Genomic DNA, 25,024 nt, shown 5'->3' with positions numbered 1-25,024 from the left:
CCTAAACGAAAGATTGGGCCAGCATGCGAACGCCGGTAATAATGAGAACGATGGCAAAGACTTTTTTCAGTTTGCCGGCATCCAGCCGATTGGCCAGCGCTGCTCCAACCGGGGCGAACAGCACCGTAAGCGGTACAATGCAGATAAATCCAACCAGATTCACTAGTCCAACAGTGCCAACCGGCGCGTCTTGCGGGCTGGCACCGGCAAACAGCAGGGTGACAGCAGCAGGCAGGGAAATCAGCAGGCCTACAGCAGCAGCCGTACCTACCGCCCGGTGAGCGGGGTAGTTGCAAAATGTGAGCGTGGGCACGGTAAGCGTTCCACCACCGATGCCTACCATCGAACTGAAAAGACCAATACTGCCAGCCATGATGCCCTGGCCGGTGCGCCCGGGCAGGCCGCTGAACAGGGCATCCTTGCGGCCAATAAGCATGTTGATGGCCGACAAGGTAGCAATAACACCAAACATAATGCTCAGCCATTCCCCTTTCACCCTGGTGACCAGGTAACTTCCCATCAGCACGCCAATCAGAATGAACGGAGCCCACTGTTTTAACAGGGGCCAGTCGACATTTCCTTTCCCATGGTGCGCGCGGATGGAGCTGACCGAAGTGGGGACAATGGTGGCCAGTGAGGTTGCGGTGGCGATCACCATTGCCGAGTCTGCTGATACTCCCAGCGCCTGAAACAGGAAAAACAGTACCGGAACGATGACAATGCCACCGCCTACGCCCAGCAGGCCTGCCAACAGACCGGCAAACACACCGGTTCCAGCCAGTGCAACAAAGGTACTGGCGTGTTCAGCTATAAATTCCATTGAAATTCCTTAAGTTACAACGAGTCCCCAAGAGAAGATGCGAACGCTTTACCGTCGCTGCGCGGATCGGTGGCAGCATCGGTATAACCGTTTGGATGCAAAACCACGGCACCGGCATGCCCCATTAATTCGTTGCACGGTGGTACAACGACCATCTCGTGCCCACGGCGCAGCAGTTCCTCACCCACATACTCGGCCACGTCGGTTTCGGCCTTGAGGTTGTGGCTTTGATCACCCCAGGTTCGCCCCAGCAGCCAGCGACCGAGGGTGATTGACTTTGCCAGCGGCTGATTGTGGTATACGTAGCGGCTGAATATGGCAGCCTGGGTTTGTGGTTGCCCCTCGCCACCCATAGTGCCATAGCTCATCCTGCGCCCGTCGTTCAGTTCGGCAAACGCCGGATTGAGAGTGTGGAATGGTTTCAGGCCCGGTTTCAGGGCTTGCAAATCATTGGGCTGTAATGAGAACGAGGTGCCGCGGTTGTTCCATACAATACCGGTGGACGGACTGACCACACCACTGCCAAATTCCCAGTAAAGGCTTTGAATGTAACTGACCATTCGTCCCTGGTTGTCACACGCCCCCATCCAGATGGTATCGCCGGGTCTGGCCGGATGGGGCCAGGTCTGAGCCGATTCCAAGTCAATGGCCTGCAGCATTTGGCTGAGCGCATCATCGCTCAGGAGTGCCTGCAATTCCGTGCTCAGCCGGCTAGGGTCAGTCACATAGCGGTTACGGGCTATGAAGGCCTGTTTGGTGCACTCAATCAGTAAATGCACCATGTCGGCGTCGGATTTACCCTGCTGCCACACCCGGTCATACAGGGCCAGAATCAACAGCGAGGCAATACCCTGGGTTGGGGCAGGCAAGTTGTAGAGTGTGCCTTTGGACGTGGTGACCGCGAGGGGCTCTACAAAAGAAGCCTGGTACTGGTGAAAATCTTCCAGCGTGATGGGAGAACCGGCATCCGCCAGGTCATTGGCCAGTTGCTGAGCGATGTCGCCCTGATAAAAATCACTCAGCCCGGCGTGGGCAAGCTGTTGCAGGGTCGCCGACAATTGAGTGAGCTTGACGATTTTACCTTTCTTCAGCGGCTTGCCTTTGATCAGGAAAGGAGCGAAGTTGGCGGCGGAACCCAGTTCCTCAAAGGTTTTGAAGCTGGCATCGGAAAGGCTGGTGGTGACCTCAATGCCCCAATTGGCCTGGCTGATAGCGGTATCGAGCAGTTCTGTCAGTGGTATGCCCGGCTGCCATTGGTGGCTGATGTCGAGAGCCTTCTGCCAGCCGGCAACGGCGCCGGCCATGGTAAGGGCCGCTTTACCTCCGCGGCTTGGAATGGCGCTGTGCCCGGCGTAAAACTCCGGTGTGGCTCCACTGGCTGCGGTGCCTGAAGCGTCTATGGCGATAGGCTTTTTGCCCGGTTCGCTGATAAGCCAGAAGCCGTCTCCGCCCAGACCGTTCATGTGCGGGTATTCCACCGCTATGGATGCGGCAGCGGCGACCATCGCCTCAATAGCTGTGCCGCCCCGCTCAAGAACCTGATTGCCCACCTGGGCGGCAGCATAGTGGGGAGCGGTAAACCCTGTGGCGATTTTTTTTGTCATAGTTCGAATTCCAGAATTTGAGTTGCCACAGCAAGCAAAGCAAGATCGCTGCCTTTTTTGCCCAGCAGGGACACTCCGCAAGGTGCACCGGATACTGAAAATACCGGCAAATGTAATTGCGGCAGCCCGCCAAGCCCGGCCAGAGCCGTGAAATTCAGCAGGTGGTTACGATAGCTGACCAGGTTCTTTGGGGCTTCATCCAGTTTTGGTGCCAGCCCAGGGGTAGTGGGGAGCAGCAGTATGTCTGCCTGCCCGAATAGCGCATCCAGTTGTTTGATAACTGTACCCTGGCCAGCCTTTGCCAACTCAACCTGCTGGTCCGTAATGGTTTTGCACCAATCCAGCCGGCTGCGGATGTCTGCCGCAATCGCGGGTTGGGTTGCGGATATCCATTCACCGTGCTGTTGCCAGATTTCAGCTCCCTGCAATACCCGGAATAACTCTCCGGGGGGAACCGGGCCCCAATCAGTTGAAAGCGCTGTTATTGATTCAAATGCATCGCGAACTGAGTCGGCTTGAAGCCATGTTTCTATCTGCTCCCGGTGCTGCGCGTGATTGAGCAGCGAAGTCAGCACCCCAAGCCTTGGTTGATGGAAGCGGGGCAGTGATCCATTGAACATGGCTTCGGCCACCTTGACCAGGGTGTCGAGGTCCCGGGTCATCCAGCCAACTGTGTCGAAGGATGGGGCCAGCGCAACCATATTGTCGCAGCCGATCGCACCATGCGTCGGGCGCAGGCCGAACAAGCCATTGTAACTGGCAGGTACTCTTATGGAACCGCCGGTATCGGTACCCAGGCCAATGTCGGCTAAATCTGCTGCAACGGCCACGGCTGATCCCGATGATGATCCTCCGGGCAGCCGGTCGGGAGTAATGGGGTTGACTGGGGTTCCGTAATGCACGTTTTGGCCGTTAAGACTGTACGCCAACTCATCCGTAACGGTTTTGCCAACCACATGTGCCCCTCTTTCGAGCAGCCGGGCTACTGCACTGGCTGTGTGGGTTGGCAAAGGGTGAGTACGAGCCCAATCCGGATTTCCGGCAGTGGTTTCCAATCCCTCAATGTGAAACAAATCTTTCACCGCCAGTCGCATACCGCTTAACGGTAAGGAACTAGCTCCGTTTTCTGGGTTTGGGGGGGTAACGAGGATAAAGGGGTTGGGCTGTACTGTTGTTTTCATGATTCATTCCGTTGGATAACAACACAATGAAACAATTGTTTCATAATTAAGTCAAGTGAAACAATTGTGTTTGGCGGTGCTTTTTTCCTTTGCTGCCACCGCACGAAAAAAGGTATGGGGTCAGCTTTTTGAACCGGCAGACAAATAGCGCAGTTCAGCTTCGCTGGAAGGCCGGCCGAGCACGGCATTGCGCTGCGGATAACGACCAAACTCCAGCAGCAGCTTGCGATGCTGGTTCTCGTAAGCGAGGTGTTGCTCAAGGCCGGGGGCGCTGAAAAGTTCATACGCGATGTCGTGCACCTCCAAAGATTCACTGTGCATAAAGGGCATGTATAAAAACAGTTTTTGCTGGTTCTCCAGTGCTGTGTCGGCATTCACACTCAGTGCTTCCTGGGCCAGCGCCAATGCCATTGGGTCGGCGGCGTAGGCTTTGGGGTCATCACGGTACAGGTTGCGCGAAAACTGGTCGAGGACCAGTATTTCCGCCAGACGGCCCTGCGGCGTCGCGCGCCATGGCCAGAGTTCGCCCTGGCAGGCTGCTTCGTGCACCGCCAGAAATCGCGCCCGAATCATGGCGTCCAGCGCTGCATCCGCTTTAAACCAGTGTTCTTCACACAGCTCTTCAAACCAGAATGACAGAATCGCCGCTGACGCCTCGACTGTAATCAACTGTGAGCCCATACCGCTCCTTTCGTCTCTTTCGGTTCGTGCAATGTTTGCTCTGATAAATCAGTATGGACCAGGATGTTCACAATGGTAAGCCGGTTTACCGGATAGACCCGGTGAGCGTGCTCAGGGTTCCAGTTCACCTAACTGGTCATAGGCACGGGTGATACGATCAGAACGGTTGAAGGCACTGTCTCCCAACTGCAGGTAGACCCGGTTGCACAGCAGCGAAATTACACTCATGGGCGCGGCATAGCTGTCGAAGGGCGAATCCTGGCCCAGGTGGCAAACAATCAGGTGGTTGACTTTCTGGTTGTAGACCTGGCCGGTGGGATCGGTAATCAACACGGTATACCGGTCCTTGAGGATTTCCACCAGCGAGGAAAATATTCGGGTTCGACGTCTGAATCCCATCAGAATGATCACTTCGTCTTCGGCCATATCGAGCAAATCTTCCCCTAATGTTTGCCCGGGCTGGGGTAATAGTCGCACGGTGGAACGAATTTGTTTGAGTTGCTGGCGAAAATGCAATGCCATGGGGTAGGCGTTGCGAAATCCAATCACGGTGATCCGGCTGGCAGTGGCCAGTTTTTCGGTAATGACCTGCAGTGCTTCACTGTCCAGGTTATGATAGGTAAGTTGCAGATTTGCCAGTTCCTGCTTGGCTTGATCCGTTGGCGCGGTGGCGGTTTCCAGAGGAACTCCGCTTTGTCGCAGGGCGAGATAATTCTGTTTGGCATCCTGGTGTGACTCAAAACCCAACTGGCGAAAAAAACGGCTCACCGTGGCCTTTGATGTACTGGTATTGCCTGCGATGTCGGCAACTGACTGGCTCAGCATCGCCAGCGGATTTTTCTGCAGATAGTTGGCAATGGCGCGGGAAGAAGGCGGTAGCGCCGGGTAATGCTGTTCTATCAGTGCCAGAAGGTTTTTGCGAGACACCATACTCCCTGCCCAACGCGATACACAAAGGTAACAAAATAGCGAAATCTGACGCTGCTGCCAACCAAAATGCGAATAAGTGAGTTTTGGCCTGAGGTTGCGCGCCAGATCGATAATCTGGCACTACACTTTTTAAGTGCCGGACACAAACAAAACAATATCGCGCACGGTCAGATCTTCATCAGGTGTTAAACAACCAAAACGACTCATCTAGAGAGGAATTACTGTGGACTCCAACGCTAACTGGCAAAAAATGGGTGACCTACTGAATGATTTTGGTCTGTCGTTGTGGCAGCAACTTCCCGGAATCGCTTTGGGGTTGTTGCTGTTGTTACTTACCCTTTTTTTGGCCAACCCGTTGTCGTCCTGGGTGGTGAGCCCGTTTTTCCGTTCTTCACAAAACGCATTGATGCGGCTGGTAACCCGCAGAACGATAGCGGTGCTGATTGTACTGATGGGCTGTTATCTGTTTCTTAAACTGGCCGGACTGACCGAGTTTGCCGTGGCGGTAGTCAGTGGTACCGGCATTTTGGGTATTATTCTGGGCTTTGCGTTTCGGGATATTGCAGAAAATTTTGTCTCCAGTTTGTTACTCACTGTGCAACGGCCTTTTAAGCTGAATGATGTGGTACAAATCAACCAGCATATGGGAATTGTGCAAAAGGTTACCACCCGGGCCACCACACTGGTCGATTTTGATGGCAATCATATACAGATCCCCAATGCCAGCATTTATAAAGGTGTGATTAAAAACTTCACCGCCAACCCGAAAATGCGCGGTCAGTTTGTCATTGGCGTGGGTTATGACAACGACATTGCCGTCGCGCAGCAACTGGCTGTGGACTTGCTGGCGTCCCGCCCCCAGGTGCTGGATGATCCTGCACCCCAGGTGCTGATAGACAGTCTGGGGTCCGCTACGGTCAATATCAAAGTGTATTACTGGATCAATGTGGAACAAACCAGCGTAGTGAAAATGAGCTCGGTACTGATGCGGGAATTGGTGGCCTTGTACACCCGGCAGGGGATCAGCATGCCTGATGACGCCAGGGAGATTATTTTTCCGCAAGGGATCCCAGTCATTCATCAATCTGAAGACAAAGCTGGGCCTGCAGCCAAGCCAGAGGCTCCCGCGCAGTGGGCGCGCACCGCGCCCGAGGAAGTTACTACCCAGTCCCAGTTAAACGAAGACGTGTCCAGTGACAACGAGACCATTCGTCAGCAGGCGGCCAAATCACGGGATCCGGAAGCGGGCGGCAACATACTGTAATGTATGGTTCAGAGTAAGGCTGGGGCCTGGGGAGATAGTGAACAGCGCGCAAAAAGCTGCTGCCACAGTTCGATGTGCTGGGCCATGGCTTGTTGATAAGCGGTAAACGCTTCTTCGGTGTGGTATTTCAGGTAATAGCGAAACTCGGGGTGCAGCGCATCGTCACTCAGCCACGCCTGCCAAACAGGCTTAAGCTGATAGCTGTGGTGGTTCAACCGGCTGGCCACAGGCTGAATTTTCTGGATAAAAAACAGATAAAACACATTTCTGAGTATCTCCACCTGTTCACTTGCCTTACGGCCAGGGCAGGCAAGTTGCTGGAAAAACTGTGGTAATTGATTATTAAGGTTTTCCAGCTCTGCAGTAAGCTGTGCCTGAAGCCGCCATATTGTGGCAGGCAACCGTTCATTAGCCAGAGTTTTGAGTTGTTGCTCAAGCTCTCTGTCCGTTACGGTGTTGTATTCCCTTTGTTGGCCAAGTAGTTGAAGCGCTCTCACACTGGCATCAGCCCCGGCTCCGGGCGCTATGGCCAGATTGTCGTGCCCCATCGTAAATGCCTGACGCATCTCCGGGCTGGTTTGAATAAGGTTCGCCCAGACGGCAGGATACTGGTCCAGCTTGGTTCGCAGCCAACCACGGAGTTGTTGGGTTTGCGCGCTTTGTTGAGGTTGCCCGAGCAGACAATCCTGCAGAGCTTCAATCAGTTTTGCCTCGTAAATAAGGCGTTGTGAGGATGGGGCGGTTTTTCCAAGCGTTGTATTGCGTTCGGCGATTAATGTGCCCAGTCTGCAACTTCGAAGTCCGTACCACTGGGTAAGATTGATGGTTACGGCGGAAATGTCCTGTCGCATCAATCGGGTGTCTGGGAAGGTTAACATCTGCGCCTCAGATGGCTCGCTTAACTCCAGTCTCAATACCCGTGCCAGTCTTTTGCGGTACTCTGCTGTATCACCTTCAAGCCCTTTACTGGCAATACACCCGCTTAAAAAAACAGCCAGTAAACACACAGTGGTATACCGGTAAACGCAGTGTGTCTCACGCACTGGCGTTGGACATGATGCTGCGGCCGCCATCCACATACAGGATCTGGCCTGTGACGTAATCTGCTTTAAGCAAATAATCCAGTGCCTGAGCGATGGCCTGGGGGTCACCCAGCTTGCCGAGTGGGACGGTAGCGAGAAGTGCATTTTTCTCGGCATCATCCAGTTCACGTTCCGGCCAGAGTATGGCGCCCGGAGCGATGCCATTGACTCGTACTGCAGGAGCCAGTTCATTGGCCAGCGAGCGGGTGAGGGAAGCCAGTGCCGATTTGGCCAGGCAATACACCGAATGTTTCGGCAGGGGGCGGTCTATGTGCATGTCAATCAAATTAATAATGCTCCCTCCCTCGCGCCTGAGGGAAGGCAGTAATGCCTGACTGAGAAACAAAGGGCCCTGAACGTTACTACCCACCAGCAGATGCCAGTCCTGAGCGGTTATATTTCCAACAGGGGTGGGGTAAAACGAAGAGGCATTGTTTACCAGCACGTCAACTTGTCCAAACGCAGTGCTTGCACGCTCAGCAAGTGACTCGACCTGGTTTATGTCGCACAAATCTGCCGAAAGGGTCAACGCAGAATTAGGACGCTGGGCATTGAGTTCATCTGCCAGCAGACTCGCCTGGGAGGCGGAATGCTGATAATGAATGATGACCCGGTAACCCGCTTGGTGCATATGCCGGGCTAAGGTAGCACCAATGCGCCTGGCTGCACCGGTGATCAGAACTACTGGATTGGAAACAGTCAAACAGTGACCTCTAGAGTTGTTGCTGAAAGTGTATAATGGCAGATTTGCAGGAGGCCAGATAGTGTCCGCCGAAAATCAGTGCGTGATTCAGCAGATGATACAGTTGATATAGAGATTTGCGCCTTGCATAGTCACCATCAATGGCGTAGGTGTCGTGGTAGCCCTGATAAAACCCGGCCGGAAAGGCACCAAACAGCTCGCTCATGGCCAGGTCAGTTTCCCGATCGCCGATGTAAACGGCCGGGTCGTACACAATGGGGCCACGCTTGCAAATGCTGGCGTTACCGCTCCATAGGTCACCGTGTAATAAGGCTGGTTCAGGACGGTGGGAACTGAGAAACTGAGCAATCTGGGTTATAAAGACATCGATATTCACCAGTCGTTGGTTATGCCGGGCGAGTTCTTCCAGCATCCAGCCAATACGTTGTTCGGCGAAAAAACACGCCCAATTTCCATTCCATTGATTTTTCTGACGGGTCTTGCCAATAAAATTGTCCGTTCGCCATCCATACTGACCGTCAGTGGGTTGCTGGTGCAACCGTGCGAGCTGCTCTCCCAGCATATACCAGTGTGACGCCTCGGGGCTAATAAACCGGACAAATCCGAGAACAAGGTACTCCGACTCCTGGTGCCCCAGTTCCACACTGCCATGGCAAATTAGAGGGGGAGTAAGCAGCTGCCCTGTTTTGGCAATTGCCTTGAGCCCGTCCGCTTCGCATGCCAGTTGACCATGGCATTGCTGAGCACAAACTTTGACGAAATATCGGTGGGTATCGTCACGAATGACGTAGCATTGGTGAGTGTCACCGCCCTGAACTTCGGTTCGGCTTTGACATACAAACAGTGCTCCAGTCGCCTCGCTGATACGTTCGCTGATGAAATGCCACATGTGGAAGATAAATCTAACAGGTCTGTTCCACACTGATTATGACCCAATTTTTCTCCATTGCTAGTTCCATACCTGATGAGCTGATCTTACATGCGAACCGGGAATTCATTGCATGTGTCATATCAGCCGTTATAATCCTTTGGTTTTGATGGCCCTTACCCGCTTTTTATTCAGATTTAAGCATTGCGGATGAGTCTGGCCAAGCCGTTTTTGCCCGTTGTCGGGTTTTGATTTTATGAACAAGTGGCGCAGAGTAGGCGTCACCACTGTAAAGGAATAATAATGCCTGTAATCACCCTTCCTGATGGAAGCCAGCGCGCTTTCGACCACTCAGTGTCCGTTATGGACGTCGCACAAGATATCGGTCCGGGGCTGGCCAAAGCTACCATCGCCGGAAAAGTGAATGGGGAACTGGTTGACGCGGTAGAGCTAATCGAACAGGACGCCCAGTTACAAATTATTACCGCCCGCGACGAGGAAGGGTTGGAGATCATCCGTCATAGCTGTGCTCACCTTATCGGGCACGCCATCAAGCAATTGTGGCCGGGTACGAAAATGGCAATTGGTCCGGTAATTGACAACGGCTTCTATTACGATGTGGAAATGGATCATTCGCTGACTCAGGAAGATCTGCAGAAGCTTGAAAAGCGTATGCTGGAACTGGCGAAATCCGATTACAACGTGATCAAGAAAAAAGTCAGCTGGGCACAGGCAAGAGAAACCTTTGCCCAGCGTGGCGAATCGTACAAAATTCAGATCCTGGACGAAAACATTCCCAAAGACAGTTTCCCTGGCCTTTACCATCACGAAGAATACGTCGATATGTGCCGTGGGCCTCACGTGCCAAACATGAAGTTCTGCCATCATTTCAAACTTATGAAAGTGGCCGGTGCATACTGGCGTGGCGACAGCAATAATAAAATGCTGCAACGTATCTACGGCACAGCCTGGGCAGACAAAAAGCAGTTGAAATCTTACCTTACCCGTTTGGAAGAAGCGGAAAAACGCGACCACCGCAAAATTGGTAAAACTCTGGATTTGTTCCATTGGCAGGAAGAAGCGCCCGGTATGGTGTTCTGGCACAACGATGGCTGGTCGATTTACACCGAGCTGGAACAGTTTGTCCGTCGCAAGCTGCGTGAATACGGATACGATGAAGTGAAGGGCCCGCTGATGATGGATCGGAGCCTGTGGGAAAAATCAGGCCATTGGGACAAGTATTCCGAAAACATGTTTACCACAGAATCGGAAAAGCGTGAGTACGCAATCAAGCCAATGAACTGCCCGGGCCACGTGCAAATTTTCAACCAGGGACTGAAGTCATACCGTGATCTGCCGCTCAGAATGGCGGAATTCGGCTGTTGTCACCGTAATGAGCCTTCCGGCGCCTTGCACGGTCTTATGCGGGTGCGTGGTTTTACTCAGGATGATGCTCATATTTTCTGTACCGAAGAGCAGATCCTTGCGGAAGTCAGCGGTTGTATTCAGATGGTGTACGAGACCTACGCAGCGTTCGGTTTTGAAAAGGTGGCAGTGAAGCTGTCAACCCGCCCTGAAAAACGTGTGGGCTCAGATGAAATCTGGGATAAATCCGAATCGGCACTGGCTGAAGCACTTAAAGCCAATAACATCGAGTTTGACTACCAGCCGGGTGAGGGCGCGTTTTATGGGCCTAAGATTGAATTTACCCTGCATGACTGTCTTGACCGGGCCTGGCAGTGTGGCACCATCCAGTTGGATTTCTCCATGCCTGGGCGCCTGGGCTCCAGTTATGTCGCCGAAGACGGTGAGCGCCGGGTTCCTGTGATGATTCACCGAGCCATTCTAGGTTCTCTTGAGCGTTTTATCGGTATTCTGACCGAAGAATTCGCCGGATATTTCCCGTTGTGGCTGGCGCCTCAGCAGATTGTGGTGATGAATATTACCGACAATCAAGCCGATTATGCTAAAGATTGTGTGAAAAAACTGCAGGAAATGGGCTTTAGAGCAAAGTCTGACTTGAGAAATGAGAAGATAGGCTTTAAAATCCGCGAGCACACGCTTAAGCGCATCCCGTACATGTTGGTCGTAGGCGACAAGGAAATGGAGAGCGGCGAAGTAGCGGTGCGTACCCGCAGAGGCGAAGACTTGGGTAAAATGACCCTGGAAGCCTTTATAGGAATGGCAAAGCAAGAAATTGCCGATAAAGCCATTAAGTAACGATTTATCATGCGATACGCATGAAGCGGTCTGCTTTTCCGATTGGAACCGGGAAGCGGACTTTATGATTAAGATTTTTGGAGGAATAGCACATTAAAGGCGCTAACAACAAGGCTCAGGGTGATAAAGCCCGCATTAATGATGAAATCAAAGCCCGAGAAGTACGACTTATTGGTGTAGAAGGTGAGCAGGTAGGGGTTGTGAGCTTGAATGAAGCTTTGCAATCGGCCGAAGAGGCGAGCCTCGACTTGGTTGAAATCAGTCCCAATGCTGAGCCGCCAGTCTGTAAAATTATGGACTATGGCAAATTCCTCTTTGAAAAAAGTAAAGCTCAGAAAGAGCAGAAGAAAAAACAGAAGCAAATTCAGGTCAAGGAGATTAAATTTCGCCCTGGCACTGATGAAGGCGATTACCAGGTAAAACTGCGCAACCTGCGTCGCTTTCTGGAAGGTGGTGATAAAGCCAAAGTAACCATCCGTTTCCGCGGACGTGAAATGGCGCACCAGGAGATCGGTATCGAACTTTTGAATCGCGTTAAAGGCGATCTGGAAGACGTTGCCAACTGCGAGTCTTTCCCCCGACGGGTGGAAGGCCGGCAAATGATCATGGTGCTCGCCCCAATTAAGAAGTAGTAGTGGTTTAAAGTTTTTGGGAATCTGCACCCCAAAACACCCTGCTGCAAACATTAACCAGCCCAACGATGACTGCACATCCGAAGGTTGATATTTACAATGCGGAGTTTTAGCAATGCCTAAAATGAAATCGAACAGTGGTGCCGCCAAGCGTTTCAAGAAAACGGGCTCTGGCCGCTTTAAAAGCAAACAGTCTCACTTGCGTCACATTCTGACCAAGAAGAGCAGTAAGCGTAAACGCCATTTGCGTGGCAAGAAATTGGTTCATGACTCTGATACCAAACTGGTTCAGCGCATGCTGCCTTACGTTTAAGACTAGGAGACTGAATAATGGCTAGAGTAAAACGCGGTACTATTGCACGTGCTCGTCACAAGAAAGTCCTCAAGCAGGCAAAAGGTTATTACGGTGCCCGCAGTCGCGTTTATCGCGTAGCGGTGCAAGCTGTAACCAAAGCTGGTCAATATGCTTATCGTGACCGTCGTCAGCGTAAGCGTCAATTCCGTCAACTGTGGATTGCACGTATCAACGCTGCTGCACGTCAGAATGGCATTTCTTACAGCCGTTTCATCAATGGTCTGAAAAAGGCTTCTGTTGAAATCGATCGTAAGATCCTTGCTGACATTGCGGTACATGACAAAGCAGCATTCAGCGCATTAGTCGAAGCGGCTAAAGGCGCATTAGCTTAATTTTTTAACTAAATTAAGTTTAAGTTCTTTCGGGAAACGGCGAGCAGGAAGCTCGCCGTTTTTCGTTTCTAATCTAGCTTGCAGCCCATTCGGCATCAGAAGCTACACTATCATCGATCGTTTTCATTCATATCAATATTAAGCAGGGGGAGTGATGTCTCATCTATATGATTTAACCAATAAAGTGGCGGTTGTCACCGGCGGAGGTAAGGGGTTGGGGAAAACCCTTGCGGAGTATCTGCTGAACCAGGGTATGAAGGTGGCTATATGTGGCAGAACCCAGAAGCACATTGATGAAACCGTTGCTGAATTCTCGCAAACGCACCCCGGCAATATCATTGGCAGGGTGTGTGATGTCAGTCAAGCGGCTCAGGTTGAAGCGTTTATTGATGCTGTGATTGGTGAATTTGGTCCGGTGCAGGTACTCATTAATAACAGTGGTTTTGGGAAGGAAACTCTGGTTTGGGAAACTGCGGAACAGGACTGGGATGAGGTGATGAACACCAACGTCAAAGGCACTTATCTGATGTGCAAATCGGTGGTGCCGCACATGATTGAAAGCCGCGAGGGTTACATCATTAATATTGCTTCTCAGGCTGCCTTGAACGGTTATGCCAATGCCGGTGTTTACTGTGCATCCAAATTTGCCATGGTGGGATTGGGTAAAGCACTGCAGGAAGAAGTCAGACAATATGGCATTCATGTGCATTCACTCAATCCGGCATTGATCCAATCGCAGAAACAACCCCAGGACGCGGTCGACAATGGCCTTATCCAGAATGAAGATCTCGCGTCAATGGTGCTTTATCTGTTGCAGCAGCCCAGACGTCTTAAAATTGACAATATTGGTATGTGGGGCTTTTAAAGCTGGCTTTTTGTGCAGACGAGAAGTATCAATCTTTCCAGATAGGTAACGCCAGCGAGAGTTAAAAGTGGCTCTCGCTGGCGTTTTCCATTGCATCAGAATGTTAAGCTGAGCGCTCAATCTTCTGGCTGGCGTTTGCTGGTATCCTTACTTTAATCAAACACCGGCAGTCCACTGGGGACCCGCTTTGGAATAGCGTCCCGCTTGTCCAGCATAGCGGGGTCGGTGAGAGTTTGCAGGAAACTCATCAGGTCTCGTAATTCGCGTGCGGTCAGGGCAACAGGATCCAATTCATTCTGTGATGCACGGTCTGCTCTGGCACCAGCATTATTGTGTTCGACAAAATCCAAATCACCCATTCGATCGCTGTCAGGTAGTACAGCTTCGTCGGTATTATAGCCGTTTAATGATACAACGGGATTAAGGTGGTGGCGTACGACGGCTTCCAGGGTATCGTAGGCACCATCATGACCATAGGGGGCCGTTAACGCTACATTGCGAAGCGACGGTGTGCGGTACTTGTATTGGTCTGCGAGTCTCCCGCTGTTGCGCATGCGACCATTATCTACCCCTCCAAATCCAAACTGCCGTCCCGGACCGATTTGGGGAATGGAGATTGCGTGAAAGTCCTGATCTGTCAGTAGTGGCCCTGAGTGACAGGTATCACAACCGGCTTTACCATAAAATAAATCCGCTCCACGGCGTTCCTGGCCTGTCAGGGCTCCCCGGTTGCCCCTGAGGTAGGTGTCAAACCGGCTGTTAACCGAGGTGAAGTGTTTAATCTGGTAGGCTGCCAGCGAATTGGTTACATGCACTACGGTAATATCTGAGCCCTGATTTACGTCGCTGTAGACTGAACGAAACAAATCAACGTATTCAGGAATGGCTGCCAGACGGGCAGTGTAGGCGTCCCAGACACCTAACATATCCTGAGCCAGACCCAGCGCTGCGATGGGATTGGCCGGGTCAATGCCGGCCATTTCCCGCGGCTGTGCAGGTGGCAGGAAGTTGTGTGCAGCCAGAGGGTTCTGGAATCCGGTTGGAAAACTGTTTCCTAATGGATTAACAAATCCTGTTGGTTCGCTGGGATCGACTATCAGATCACCGTCCCATTGAAAGACTTCAAAACCTTCCCAGCCCAGGTTATAAAGAGGTAGTGCGTTTCGCACGATGCGCCCCCGGGCCCGAGAGTCAGTTGGCGGAAGATGGATGGTAGTACGCATCATACCATGCCCTTCTGAGCCAGTTCCCAACCCCAGAGAGAGACCGTCACCGGTACCCGATGTGGGGTTGTGACAGGTGCCGCAGGAAATATCCTGATTGCCGCTTAAGATCTTGTCCCAGAACAACAATTTACCTAGCTCAACCTGGTCAGCTGGGGGATTGGCGTTGGCGTAGAAATCGTTGACGGATATCGGTGGGGGGAGCGGACCTGCCTGTATTGTCAGCGAAAGCCCTGCCAGGGCTGCGAGTACAGGAGCCCTGACCAGCCTCAGCAGAGAACGAGGCTTTGGCTCAAGAGTATTGGGTGTGTCGCTTGCATTTGGATACACGTTTCTCTCCTCGTGTCATTAAAATGCTACGGAGCTCAATTTTACGACTTCAACATGAGCTGGGTCTGAAAAGCCCTAAACTACAAATATCAAGCATGAGAATTATTGCCGACACAAAGCAGTGTCAGTGAATCGGGTTCAACGCAGGAAAATTTTCAACTTACCAATCCTTTGGCCTGTTTTGTCGTTTCTCAATCGTAGTGTGGTTATTCAGGTGGTCGTAACAATCGGTTAATTATTAAAAACATCAGTTGTACCCGCAGACGGTACATCAGTTTTGACCGGACATCGGAAACATTGCATCTGGGAGTGCCCGCGGGTTACGAGCAATGCAAACATTGCGCTCAGAACAGGAAGGCGAGCTAAAAAATGTCTGCTTAGCTCCAGTATAATAGCTAAATGACCAATTTCACTTTTTTCGACTAAAGTTTGAATTTTTTTTTGATCTTTTTTCTATGTGTTTGTTTTTGTGATTAAAGATACTAATTATTGCGGTATGGGGTTTTGTCAAAATGAATGGTCGCTTTCCCTCATCCTAAGCGCTTGCTCGTGAAATCCAAAACTGCCATAGGGGTCTGCTTCGTAGTACATACGAGGTGTATGGGCGACCCCTTCAAGTTTGCCGTATTCATGTTCTAACCCCAGTTTTTGCAGTGCTTCATGAGCAGCATCATTGTAGCGCCTGGTGCCGTCCTTACTGCCGACCAGCATCCTTATTGCCAGATGCCTTTTACGGATTTTATCTGCATTGTGTTTCAGCCAGTATGAGGGGGAATTCAGGATAAAGTAATTCGGGTCGCTGCTGAATACGTTTTGATAGGCAGCAGCATCCTGCTTGAATGGCATGAATTGTTCACTGAGCAGGGCGGCGCCGTACGTTTGCACCGAATTGAAGTAATCAGGGTATTTGGCTGCCAGTTTCAAGGCTCCGAATCCCCCCATTGAAAAACCTTCCAGCATCCGCATATCGGGATTTCCTCCAATGGAGTGCCGGGACTCTGCCAAGGGAATTAACTCCTGAATCAGCATGTCTTCAACCGGGTGTTTGCCATCAAAGCTGTTACTGTAAAACGAATGCAGACCACCATTGATCAGCACCATGGCAGTAGGGCGGATAATTCCTTTTTGAATTGCTTTTTCAAGGTATTGGGGGATGTATGCCCCGCGTATTTCATTCCCCCCTTTGCCATGCAGCCAGTAGATGACAGGCAGTGCCTGATTGCTGGTGTTTTTGGGTAAGTAAAGGGTATATCCTACCTCGGTTTTGAGTAGTTCACTTTTGAAAGTAAGGTGTGAAACCAATCTGGGTAGTGGTCTCTCTCCGACTTGATTTTTCCATCTTCCCCAGGAATCCCCTGGGGCTAGGCTATCCAGCGGAGACGGAAGCTGGCCGGCTTGCTGATGGTCTTTTTGATCGGTGTGCTCTGGCATGGGGTTGCCCTGCTGGGTTGAATCTGGGGAAATGGCCGCTGAGTTTACTGAAACAGCGGGCACTTGGGTGGCAGTGATTGTGCCAGTACCGTCGAACATTTTGGTGAATTGCTGGTACTGGGGCTTGTCGGCGAATCGCAGTGCATCACTGGCATATACTTCCAGGTAATGCAGCCTGTAGCCCGATATCAGGTTGTAGATATCATCCAGCATCGTCAGGCTGTCGCAGGGGGAAATCTGTCCGTTTGTACGGCAACTTTTGGTGTCCGATACAGGCCAGAGAAATTGTGCAGCAGCGTACGGTCTGGCGTCAAATATCAGTTGCCATCCCATTAATCGTCGGGTTTCGTTTGGGTTCGGCGTTGTGGTGGAAAGATTGTGTCGCTGTATGTAAAACCTTCCCGGATAAGTCTGGCTGGCATAATGGTATATACGTCGGGCAAGTGCGTATCGGTCCCGCATCAGAGGGGGTTGAATTGGACCAACGGCCATACGTACAGCAGCAGTTGGAAACAGTGTTGCTGCACTGTCAATCAGGCTTTTGCAGGCGAAGAACAGTTTGTCGTCATCGAATCGGGATTGATTCCACTGGAGATTGGGCGGGACGTTCCAGTCGTCGGTTGTTGCATTTGCACATTGAACCGAAATCAGTTTCAGGGCTTTGAACCCGGCCAGTTCACGGGCCAGCAGCCGGAGCAGATTGGTTTTGTGTTTCAACAGGGTTTCATCCCAAAAAAGCGGGATCCCCACATCCTGTTTATGGGTGTCATGAAAGCGATTTTTGTTGCTGAATTGCAGCCAGTTTTTGATTTCTTTTTGAATTTGTTCAGGTGTATTGAGGCCTCCATTATTGACGACAAGGCTGGCCGCTTTACCTGCTTTGGTGATTTGTTGCAGTTTCAGCTTAATCTCAGTTACATCAATTTCCTGCTCCGATACATAAATTTCCTGCCAGTTTGCCCGAATTACCATCCCGGTAATCTGCGAAGATTGAAGCAATCGCTCCGGTATGGCTTTATCTGGTGGAATGAGGACGTAAATACCCCCAGGCACGTCAGCCTGCGTGTGAAACGAAATAACAAGAAAAGCAAGCCAGTGAATTACCTTCTTCAATGTTTTTATTCCTATTGGATGAAGTAGGGGTTCTCCCACAGCATCAATTTTCCGTCTGATATCTCCCACATGGTTCGGGTATGCTGATCGAGATAGGACACCATGTCTTCTCCGGCACTGGATAATGACGCCCCGGAAGGTGCGAATAAAAACCAGACACGCCGATGTTTGTGAAGGATTTCTTTAAGCGTGAACCGGTCCTGTATAACCGGATTACCTATCCATTTGTCCAGATAATAGGGCATGGCATCCGGGTAATAAACTACGGTTGTGGAGGTCCCTTGCTGGATATAGTGATCGCCGGTCAGCGTGGTGTAGAACATGAATGGAAAGGGAGCCTGGATAACCACTAAGTCACCTTGCTGGTAATAATGGTTGAATGCCTGATAAATGCTCCTGAATCCAAACCCTTTGGATTCGTAGCTCAATTCATGGGGGGAAAAACCAAACCGCGATCGTTCATAGAGTTTAAATCCCCAGGGGGAACTGATGTATACGGTGAGTCCAAACACAAGGGCAAATGAGAGAGCCTGGAAATACTTGGGTTTCATGCCAGCTCTCAGCGCCAGAGTACCGATGGGCCGGGTTATTTCAATCAACGTGCAGGAAGCCACAATCAGTATGGCCGGTAGCATAAAATAGACATAGCGGAGGGCGTAATAGCCCAGCATTGTGGTGAGTAGCAATATGGCAAAACTCACTGTCATTACCAGAAACATGGGGCTCCATTGTTTACGTAACACATAAATGCCCATCGCAAATGCGAGCAGAATAAGCAGGCTTTCAGGAGTGGTGAGAGCGGTTATATAAAAGGTTGGGTCGAACGAATAGGCCTCATAAGCAGGCTCGAGAAACGACACATCAGAGCGACTTGTGCCAAGCCCTGTGTAGGGCGCACGTAATACGGTACGCCAGGTTAACTGAACAACCAAAAGCACAACAATGATGACTGCGGCTATCCAGGCATGAATCGTCTTAAGCCAGTTCCATCGACCCCATGTCAGAATAATTGCAACAACGAAAAATACTGGCAACAAAAATCCGGAGCCTTCCCAGGTGAGGTAGGTTGTGATGACGCAAAGTGCTATGGCATAGAATAATTTTGGCCGGGTATTGCCATGTAAAAGGATAGCGTGCAGCACCAGCATTGTGATCAGGGTCAACAGTTGCAACTGTGAGGGGTAAAATGCATTGGTGCCCCAGTAGATTGCCCAGGGTAATACTGCAAAACAGCCCGCAGCCATAAGCCCGGCCCTGAGACTGTGAAATCGTTCTCCCGCAAGCACAATTAGCATTGCGGTAAGGCTGGAGAAAATCAGTGCGGGAATTCTGACAGCAAATTCCGACTTTCCAAGGAACGCCATGGAAAGGGCAATCGGAAATGGAACCAGTTCGTATGTAGACATAGCGAACAAACCATTATTTTGATTAATGGTTGGAAAAGTCGGGGATGTGGACGACAGAATGCCTTCGGCGAACAACACCATGGTTGACTCATCCTGGCTGATTGAGCGTTCGTCAATCACACTTAATCGCAGAAAAAAAGATGTTGCTACAATCACTGTGATTGCAAGCCATTTTAGCCTTCTTTGCAGTAACTCCTGGGGATTAGTTTCCATCGGTGATCTTCTCCTGTTTGGTTACCAGCAATGACAGACACAGCAGCATGGCACTGAAAAGACCGATGTAAGGAAGCAAAATAGTAGGCAAAGCCAGCCCCGCTATTTGCAGCAGCATCAATAGTATCCCGCCCAGACAAAGGACCAGTGCGACACCGGTAATCGATTCAATGCTGTCCCGAATTTTAAACCCCTGTAAGAGAGATTTAATCAGGACACAACAAAGAAACGCCAGTATCAAAGGGAATGCGTTGACCAATAGGTTTGTTACGATGACCCGGGAATTGAGAGTTGCCTGTTTTACAGGGCGAAAACGAACGCCGGGAGGGGACTCAGCCAATTTGCCATGATAGAGAATTTCGTGGTCGGCTTCCCAAAACTCGATTTGAGATAGATCCTGCTGGCCCTCCAAAGTATACAGGTAGCCAATGATGGCGGCCTGTGGCTGAAACACCTTGGACTGCAGATAAATGTCGATACGGTTGTACCCCCGTCGCAGAAAGCTGCTCAGATCGTGATACTGAACCGCGTTGGGGTGACCGGCAAATATGGCTGCCGTTGCCTGGTTGATACGTATCTCGTAGGAACCATCGATGGCGATACCCATGTACAGTTCATCACCTTGTGATACAAACAGTGAACGGTTCAATTCGAGGGTCTGGTCGATGGGGTTGTTTGACCAGAACCAGTCGCCCATGGCGTTACCTGTATTGGTGGAAACCGGGAATCCGGAATGACCGGGGGCCAAGCTATCGGGCATTTTTACAAGGGTCGGGGGGGCCCAGTTGCCGCTTCCGTAAACGTGCTTGCCCCAGGGCGCCAGATACTGGTTGTTCTGTGCGTTAGCGGCGACTTCCCACTGCAAAGCAACGGGCTGAACCTCGCTTGAACCCATTCGTTTAGATTCAACGAACGCCTGTAGCAGAGCCGGTGAGGAATGCGAGTTGCTGAATACTTTGATCACCAGCATATTGGCACCGGGACGAACGAAAGGCGTCAAATCAAATTTGCCCAAAAGATATTCGTTGGCAGCGGGGTTTCGCCATATTTTGTCACCGTTGAGATATAGCTCGGCTGTATCTCTGGATGCGAGATTCAAAAAAACAGCTTTCTCATGCTGGGTAACGGTAAGGCGCGCTCTGGCAATCAGCTGTTCTGAGTTACCTGCCGTTTTCATCCACATACCCGAGTGTGTCTGCCACTGCGGTTTTTCTGTGAAGTGGGTGAGAATATCACTCAAACTGGAGAGAAAACCTATACAAACGAGAAGATAAAGCAGTAGAAGCCGGATGCTCACGTCAGGTCCCTCCCAATCCGCTTACGGCCCAATAATTCCCTTCGCTGTCAAAGTCGATGCACTGTTGATAATAATACCGGGCTTGCTCGAAGTAGGTATTGCTGACCATGGTATCACCCAGAGTGCAGTACAGATTGGCGATGACCGTGTGATTGTTCAGTTCCTGAACGGCTTCTTCGAAACTGGATATGGTGTCGTGTAACTGGCCCTGCTTGGATCGCGCGTATCCAAACAGGATCCACGACGACACATCTTCCCTGAACCAGGCCGTGTTGGTAAGCATATTGGCCGCAAGGTTGTAATCCTGCTTCTTAATGGCGTCCAGCGCGCGAATATTTTGCAGCATACGATAGTGACGCATGGCAAACAGCAGAAACATCTTATCGAGATCATTGTGTACCGGAAGGTAGAGTAGTGGTGTGAGCCTTTGCTCCATTTCCGCAAACTGGTGCTGAGAAAGATACAAAAAGTTATTGTTGCCCATAAAGTCGTAGATGACCGGAATATGGGAAACCGGGCCAGCCCAACCGGCGTAATTGGAGTAAGCACGGGCGCACTGGGTAACAAAATAGTCAGACTGGGAAAGCTCGGGATTTTCTTTGAGTTTTTGTCCGCAGTGTTCTATGAGTTGGACAGAGCGTGAAGCGTCCGCGCTGATGCCTGATAACCGATAGGGGTCGCGGGCATAGTAGAAGCTGAATATCATCATCACAACCAGGCCGACCGTCAGGTAGTACAGCGTGGTGCGCTGCTTTTTCTGTGTTATCAGACGGAATACCAGAGGCATCAAAAGCCCCATGATGACAAACGCGTACCAGCCAAAACTGAGGTTGCTCAGGATAGCTACCGTGCGCTCCAGTACACTCCGGACATCGTACACTGCCGTGTAGGTTGGTTGCATGTTGAAATTGTTTTGTACCTGCAGGCGAAAAACCTGTTCCACCAGAGAGCGGGCTCGAGCTTCCTCAAAAAATGTAGGCAGCAGGCCTGAAGTCTCATTAGCAATGATGACTGGCCAGCACAGCCCAAGTAGCGGGGGTAACAGCAGGAATGGTAGCCCCAGTTGAAAATGCATCAGTCCAAGAACTATCGCCAACAGATAGCCGATCAGCACGATTATTGGCATGGAGAGACCAAACAGCCTGATGTCTGCACCCACGTGATTGGCTGACAAAGGCATGTTTAGCCAATCCAGACGCAGAATCAGTATCAGTATCGCCATAATCATTAAAAAGAGCAGGGCGGCTCCCAGCTTTTTGTATTGAATATGGTGGTCAAGCGTATTCGTTCGCATTAGGAATTCACCACGGGTTGCTCATTGCCGTTCGGCTTTTTAAGCATCAACTGGATATCCCGAATGGAATACACCCGCAATGTGAACAGGCACATCAGGTAAACGGGGATACAGGCACTGAGTCTGAGTAATTCCGGTAGCAGCCCGGCCTGCTGAGGAAGCAACTGGTACACGAGCATTGTCAGGCATACAGACAACAGGATCGTGAGGACTTTGCTTAGATTACGGAATCCATAACCCAGCTTTCCGAGAATGACTAAACCGGTGAAAAATACCACGCATTCGGTGACTGCAGTGCCAATTGCGGCACCCAGATAGCTGAAATACCAAATTAGAATAACTCCCAGTACTGAGTTCAGCGCCAGGCTGGCAATCGCCAGTTTCATCAAAATCTTTTGCTCGTTAATGGCCGCAAACGCAGGGTGTAACAGGGAGGCGGGGATCAGTGCAATCAAGCCGATACCCAGAACCTGCAGTACCTGCCCTGCTGATTTGTAGTCTTCTCCGTAAAGTGCCAGAACCAGGTTGTCAGACGCAACCCATAACCATGCTGCAAGGGGGATTGCTGCGGCAAGCATAAAGGTAAGTACATTGTTGAGCATACCGGCATACCGGGTTTTGTCCTGAACAGCCAACTGTGACAAAACCGGAAGCATTACGCCGCTAAAAGCAATTGAAGCCGTTTCGATTAGCTGCAAAACCCGGTAGGCGGAGCTGTAAAGGCCAACGGCAAAAACCGTCGCCAGGACAGACAGCAGGAGTATGTCCAGATGCACAGTCAGCTTACGCAGTACCATGGAGATCCCCAGGGGTAGGGAATCCTTAAATACGGTTTTCCAAAGCGTGCGGTCAAATCGGTACACCAGCGCACCATACTTTCGGTGCACTACCCACTGTAGCCATAAAGTCTGAATCAGGTTGACTATCAGGTTTGCGGCGCATACCGCTGTCAGGTCTCCACCAAGTTCCAATGTGCCCCACATGGCCGCTACCAGCATCAGCTTATGTACAACGCCAATAAATGCCGTGATTTCCATGTCTTCCATCGCCCTTATTGCAGCACCAAAAATCAGGCCCTGCAGAGCACAAAGCTGTGCCAGTAACATTAGCAACAGAGATACACCCACCTTACTGGGTATGTCAGCCACATAAACAACCCCCCCGGTGATTAGCAGTAGTAAGGCAGAAACCATGATTAAGCCGATGGATGTGCTGCCAATGTACCTGTTGAGGCTTTGATTATCTCTGGCAACATCCCGTATGGTGATGTTTACCATTCCGCCATCGGCGAACAGCTGAATCAGACTGACGATTGCCAACAGGGTGGAAAAAATTCCAAAATCCTCCACACCGAGGTATCTGGCCAGAATTATCATGGCCAGAAAAACCAGAATACCTCCTATGGCAACGCTAAGCGTGACGGCGGCGGAGTTTTTTAGCAGGCGACGGTTACTGGCCATAACTGAATGTGACATCCCTTGGGTCAATAGGGTTTACGTAGTCGCCGTCGATCAAGTCAAGCTGGCCCGCTACGACCACTCTGTCACCGGGTTCCAGACCACTGGTTATGGCAACAAAACCGCTGGCCCGCTGACCGGTATTTACTGTCACGAGGTTAGCGGTCGTATCATTAACCCTGAATACCTGAGCCTGGTTCTGATTTTGGTTAAGCAGTGCAACTGCAGGGATGCGCAGTACCTCTTCGGTGGACGTAAATCGAATGAAGCCGGTCATATTGGCTTGTACCATCAGATGATCATTGTTGATGGTGAAATACCAGTTGAGGTTATCGATTTGTTCGGCTTCCGGATCCAATGGCGCTTCCTGCAAAAAGCGCCCTGAAAACTGATAACCGTCCAGACCTTTCAGGACAACTTCGCCTTCATTGCGTTTTGCCATCAAAAACTGATAGTCAGAGGTATCAAACACACAATTTGCAACCATGGGATTGACTACAGTAATAGTGGCTACAGTCTGGTTGACCCGCGCGACTTCGCCCTTGGCGGCTATGATATCCACCCGCCCGGTGACGGGCGAGATTATGTCGGTCTTTTCCAAATCAACCTGAGCCAGGGTTAACTCTTCATCAGCGGTTGAACGATCTCCTTCAGCCTGTATCAGGTCAATAAGCGCACGCCGGTAATCAATCTCCAGCGATTGCCCGCTGGCTCTGTTTTCTTTGTAATACTGCACCAGGCTTGCCCGCTCACGTATCTCCTCATTGAGCCAGCGAATACGATCCTGTGCCTTGCTGATGCTTGCCTGTATTTGACGTTTGTCCAGCTCAAGCAATTTTTGACCCTCAGAAACCAGATCTCCTTCGACAAAATAACTTCCGGTGATGATGATATCGTTGATGGCGCTGGCCAGTTCCACGGTCTTACTTGGTTGAGTGGTACAACTGCCTACAATCAGAGGCTGAATGGGAGCTACGTTGGCTTCGTAGACACTGACCGGAAGGGGTTGGCCGGCTTGTCGGGCGGAGTCGGCGTTAACAATATTGGAATGACGGCGCATTTCTCTGAGCAACAGAAACGCCATTGCGAGCAAGATTAATATAATGGTCGCGGGGATAATCACTTTAACAAAATAATGAATGACAGTTTTCACCCTTTTTGCTCCCTATCTTTGAATGAATCCAACGTCTTTCTGCGGATCAGACACCAGCAACTTATGGCTAGTATTGGCCCATAGATAGCGATGTCGTATACCGCATTTATCAGGTTGTTCTGACTAAACCAGTTATCGTGTTCCACACCATGGAACAGGGTCATCGGAAAGCTGACCGGTAGCTGGCTGAATGGCAGGAAAGCGGGTACGCCAGGCGTACTGTAGAAGCCCAGTTCCGGACCAGTAAGCCCATCTACAATGACGTGACTGAGAACCAGTAAGGTGGCTGCCAGGGCAAGCTTGGTGTTGGTAAACCACCACACCAACCAGCCTGAAATCAGAGAAAATACCAGTGTATGCGTATGTTTGAAATGTAAGCGAATTGCGTCACCGGTGAGTAAATAGGAGTAAATCAGATCCAGGTCTGGCAGGCACGCAAAGAGTATGGACCCTGCGATCACTTTGGGCATGGGCAGGTTAAAATGCTGCTTATTGGTCAACAGTGGTATGGCTACCAGCGTGACGCCTACACATGCATGTACTAAAGGTGTTGCCACAGTATGTCTCTCT

General features: G+C 50.9%; 22 protein-coding genes. 6 read left to right on the top strand and 16 right to left on the bottom strand.

All coding sequences use genetic code 11. From position 1 onward, the window contains the following. Position 1: 1 nt before the first annotated feature. The 5 genes from DXV75_RS05720 to DXV75_RS05700 form a co-directional block, all read right to left on the bottom strand. Positions 2-820: a sulfite exporter TauE/SafE family protein gene (locus tag DXV75_RS05720; protein WP_115592423.1), complete on the bottom strand. Its 819-nt coding sequence runs from the start codon at positions 818-820 to the stop codon at positions 2-4. A gap of 14 nt (positions 821-834) precedes the next feature. Then, positions 835-2,424: a gamma-glutamyltransferase family protein gene (locus DXV75_RS05715; protein ID WP_115592422.1), complete on the bottom strand. Its 1,590-nt coding sequence runs from the start codon at positions 2,422-2,424 to the stop codon at positions 835-837. Next, complete coding sequence (locus tag DXV75_RS05710; RefSeq protein WP_115592421.1) at positions 2,421-3,605, bottom strand: amidase; 1,185 nt, start codon at positions 3,603-3,605, stop codon at positions 2,421-2,423. The genes DXV75_RS05715 and DXV75_RS05710 overlap by 4 nt, the downstream gene beginning before the upstream one ends. A gap of 120 nt (positions 3,606-3,725) precedes the next feature. Then, complete coding sequence (locus DXV75_RS05705) at positions 3,726-4,286, bottom strand: DUF924 family protein (RefSeq protein ID WP_115592420.1); 561 nt, start codon at positions 4,284-4,286, stop codon at positions 3,726-3,728. A 111-nt stretch (positions 4,287-4,397) separates the two neighbouring features. Further along, positions 4,398-5,216 carry a MurR/RpiR family transcriptional regulator gene (locus tag DXV75_RS05700; protein WP_115592419.1) on the bottom strand — a complete coding sequence of 273 codons (819 nt, stop codon included), beginning with the start codon at positions 5,214-5,216 and terminating at the stop codon, positions 4,398-4,400. Between the two features lie 223 nt (positions 5,217-5,439). Here DXV75_RS05700 and DXV75_RS05695 point away from each other — a divergent pair, with 223 nt between their 5' ends. Beyond that, on the top strand, positions 5,440-6,480 hold the full coding sequence (locus DXV75_RS05695; protein ID WP_245953131.1) for a mechanosensitive ion channel family protein: 1,041 nt from the start codon (positions 5,440-5,442) through the stop codon (positions 6,478-6,480). An 8-nt stretch (positions 6,481-6,488) separates the two neighbouring features. Here DXV75_RS05695 and DXV75_RS05690 read toward each other — a convergent pair whose 3' ends face one another. Genes DXV75_RS05690 through DXV75_RS05680 form a run of 3 tightly spaced genes read right to left on the bottom strand, consistent with a single transcriptional unit; the run spans position 6,489 to position 9,154 of the window. Beyond that, positions 6,489-7,487 (bottom strand): DUF3080 family protein, encoded by a 999-nt coding sequence (locus tag DXV75_RS05690; RefSeq protein WP_181898366.1) that lies wholly within the window; start codon positions 7,485-7,487, stop codon positions 6,489-6,491. 28 nt (positions 7,488-7,515) lie between these two features. Beyond that, positions 7,516-8,265 carry a pteridine reductase gene (locus tag DXV75_RS05685; RefSeq protein WP_115592417.1) on the bottom strand — a complete coding sequence of 250 codons (750 nt, stop codon included), beginning with the start codon at positions 8,263-8,265 and terminating at the stop codon, positions 7,516-7,518. A gap of 10 nt (positions 8,266-8,275) precedes the next feature. Then, the gene (locus DXV75_RS05680) at positions 8,276-9,154 is read right to left on the bottom strand and encodes a fructosamine kinase family protein (protein ID WP_115592416.1); all 879 of its coding nucleotides are present in this window, start codon (positions 9,152-9,154) and stop codon (positions 8,276-8,278) included. Positions 9,155-9,436: 282 nt separating this feature from the next. Here DXV75_RS05680 and thrS point away from each other — a divergent pair, with 282 nt between their 5' ends. From thrS to DXV75_RS05655, 5 genes are all read left to right on the top strand, one after another. Beyond that, on the top strand, positions 9,437-11,353 hold the full coding sequence (gene thrS / locus DXV75_RS05675) for a threonine--tRNA ligase (protein WP_115592415.1): 1,917 nt from the start codon (positions 9,437-9,439) through the stop codon (positions 11,351-11,353). A gap of 92 nt (positions 11,354-11,445) precedes the next feature. Continuing rightward, positions 11,446-11,985 carry a translation initiation factor IF-3 gene (gene infC / locus DXV75_RS05670; protein WP_115592414.1) on the top strand — a complete coding sequence of 180 codons (540 nt, stop codon included), beginning with the start codon at positions 11,446-11,448 and terminating at the stop codon, positions 11,983-11,985. Positions 11,986-12,100: 115 nt separating this feature from the next. Beyond that, positions 12,101-12,298 carry a 50S ribosomal protein L35 gene (gene rpmI, locus DXV75_RS05665; RefSeq protein WP_075609147.1) on the top strand — a complete coding sequence of 66 codons (198 nt, stop codon included), beginning with the start codon at positions 12,101-12,103 and terminating at the stop codon, positions 12,296-12,298. Positions 12,299-12,315: 17 nt separating this feature from the next. Further along, positions 12,316-12,672 carry a 50S ribosomal protein L20 gene (gene rplT, locus DXV75_RS05660; RefSeq protein WP_115592413.1) on the top strand — a complete coding sequence of 119 codons (357 nt, stop codon included), beginning with the start codon at positions 12,316-12,318 and terminating at the stop codon, positions 12,670-12,672. 154 nt (positions 12,673-12,826) lie between these two features. Next, positions 12,827-13,537: an SDR family oxidoreductase gene (locus DXV75_RS05655; RefSeq protein ID WP_115592412.1), complete on the top strand. Its 711-nt coding sequence runs from the start codon at positions 12,827-12,829 to the stop codon at positions 13,535-13,537. A 152-nt stretch (positions 13,538-13,689) separates the two neighbouring features. On the opposite strand, the gene DXV75_RS05650 is transcribed toward DXV75_RS05655, so the two are convergent. The 8 genes from DXV75_RS05650 to DXV75_RS05615 all read right to left on the bottom strand — a co-directional run bounded on the left by DXV75_RS05650 (position 13,690) and on the right by DXV75_RS05615 (position 25,011). Then, the gene (locus DXV75_RS05650) at positions 13,690-15,090 is read right to left on the bottom strand and encodes a cytochrome-c peroxidase (RefSeq protein WP_115592411.1); all 1,401 of its coding nucleotides are present in this window, start codon (positions 15,088-15,090) and stop codon (positions 13,690-13,692) included. A gap of 507 nt (positions 15,091-15,597) precedes the next feature. Continuing rightward, complete coding sequence (locus DXV75_RS05645) at positions 15,598-17,634, bottom strand: alpha/beta hydrolase (RefSeq protein WP_115592410.1); 2,037 nt, start codon at positions 17,632-17,634, stop codon at positions 15,598-15,600. Between the two features lie 11 nt (positions 17,635-17,645). Then, positions 17,646-19,253 (bottom strand): glycosyltransferase family 39 protein, encoded by a 1,608-nt coding sequence (locus DXV75_RS05640; protein ID WP_115592409.1) that lies wholly within the window; start codon positions 19,251-19,253, stop codon positions 17,646-17,648. After that, positions 19,243-20,430 (bottom strand): hypothetical protein, encoded by a 1,188-nt coding sequence (locus DXV75_RS05635; RefSeq protein ID WP_115592408.1) that lies wholly within the window; start codon positions 20,428-20,430, stop codon positions 19,243-19,245. Before DXV75_RS05635 ends, DXV75_RS05640 begins: the two co-directional genes overlap by 11 nt. A gap of 121 nt (positions 20,431-20,551) precedes the next feature. Beyond that, the gene (locus DXV75_RS05630) at positions 20,552-21,844 is read right to left on the bottom strand and encodes a hypothetical protein (protein WP_115592407.1); all 1,293 of its coding nucleotides are present in this window, start codon (positions 21,842-21,844) and stop codon (positions 20,552-20,554) included. Beyond that, positions 21,844-23,319, bottom strand: coding sequence for a flippase (locus DXV75_RS05625; protein ID WP_115592406.1), 1,476 nt, complete (start codon positions 23,317-23,319; stop codon positions 21,844-21,846). The genes DXV75_RS05630 and DXV75_RS05625 overlap by 1 nt, the downstream gene beginning before the upstream one ends. Further along, the gene (locus DXV75_RS05620; protein ID WP_115592405.1) at positions 23,294-24,454 is read right to left on the bottom strand and encodes an efflux RND transporter periplasmic adaptor subunit; all 1,161 of its coding nucleotides are present in this window, start codon (positions 24,452-24,454) and stop codon (positions 23,294-23,296) included. Before DXV75_RS05620 ends, DXV75_RS05625 begins: the two co-directional genes overlap by 26 nt. Next, positions 24,451-25,011 (bottom strand): metal-dependent hydrolase, encoded by a 561-nt coding sequence (locus DXV75_RS05615; RefSeq protein WP_115592404.1) that lies wholly within the window; start codon positions 25,009-25,011, stop codon positions 24,451-24,453. The genes DXV75_RS05620 and DXV75_RS05615 overlap by 4 nt, the downstream gene beginning before the upstream one ends. Positions 25,012-25,024: the final 13 nt, after the last annotated feature.

Origin of the sequence: Alteromonas aestuariivivens (assembly GCF_003367475.1) — a bacterium.
Classification (GTDB): Bacteria; Pseudomonadota; Gammaproteobacteria; order Enterobacterales; family Alteromonadaceae; genus Alteromonas; species Alteromonas aestuariivivens.
This window is presented reverse-complemented; position numbering and strand designations above follow the sequence as displayed.

Coding starts and splice junctions, on each gene's coding strand:
- DXV75_RS05700 (WP_115592419.1), bottom strand. CDS start 5,216: ATGGTGTCTCGCAAAAACCTTCTGGCACTGATAGAACAGCATTACCCG.
- DXV75_RS05655 (WP_115592412.1), top strand. CDS start 12,827: ATGTCTCATCTATATGATTTAACCAATAAAGTGGCGGTTGTCACCGGC.
- DXV75_RS05715 (WP_115592422.1), bottom strand. CDS start 2,424: ATGACAAAAAAAATCGCCACAGGGTTTACCGCTCCCCACTATGCTGCC.
- DXV75_RS05640 (WP_115592409.1), bottom strand. CDS start 19,253: ATGGAAACTAATCCCCAGGAGTTACTGCAAAGAAGGCTAAAATGGCTT.
- DXV75_RS05630 (WP_115592407.1), bottom strand. CDS start 21,844: ATGCGAACGAATACGCTTGACCACCATATTCAATACAAAAAGCTGGGA.
- thrS (WP_115592415.1), top strand. CDS start 9,437: ATGCCTGTAATCACCCTTCCTGATGGAAGCCAGCGCGCTTTCGACCAC.
- DXV75_RS05680 (WP_115592416.1), bottom strand. CDS start 9,154: ATGTGGCATTTCATCAGCGAACGTATCAGCGAGGCGACTGGAGCACTG.
- rplT (WP_115592413.1), top strand. CDS start 12,316: ATGGCTAGAGTAAAACGCGGTACTATTGCACGTGCTCGTCACAAGAAA.
- DXV75_RS05625 (WP_115592406.1), bottom strand. CDS start 23,319: ATGTCACATTCAGTTATGGCCAGTAACCGTCGCCTGCTAAAAAACTCC.
- DXV75_RS05705 (WP_115592420.1), bottom strand. CDS start 4,286: ATGGGCTCACAGTTGATTACAGTCGAGGCGTCAGCGGCGATTCTGTCA.
- DXV75_RS05720 (WP_115592423.1), bottom strand. CDS start 820: ATGGAATTTATAGCTGAACACGCCAGTACCTTTGTTGCACTGGCTGGA.
- DXV75_RS05710 (WP_115592421.1), bottom strand. CDS start 3,605: ATGAAAACAACAGTACAGCCCAACCCCTTTATCCTCGTTACCCCCCCA.
- rpmI (WP_075609147.1), top strand. CDS start 12,101: ATGCCTAAAATGAAATCGAACAGTGGTGCCGCCAAGCGTTTCAAGAAA.
- DXV75_RS05635 (WP_115592408.1), bottom strand. CDS start 20,430: ATGAAAACGGCAGGTAACTCAGAACAGCTGATTGCCAGAGCGCGCCTT.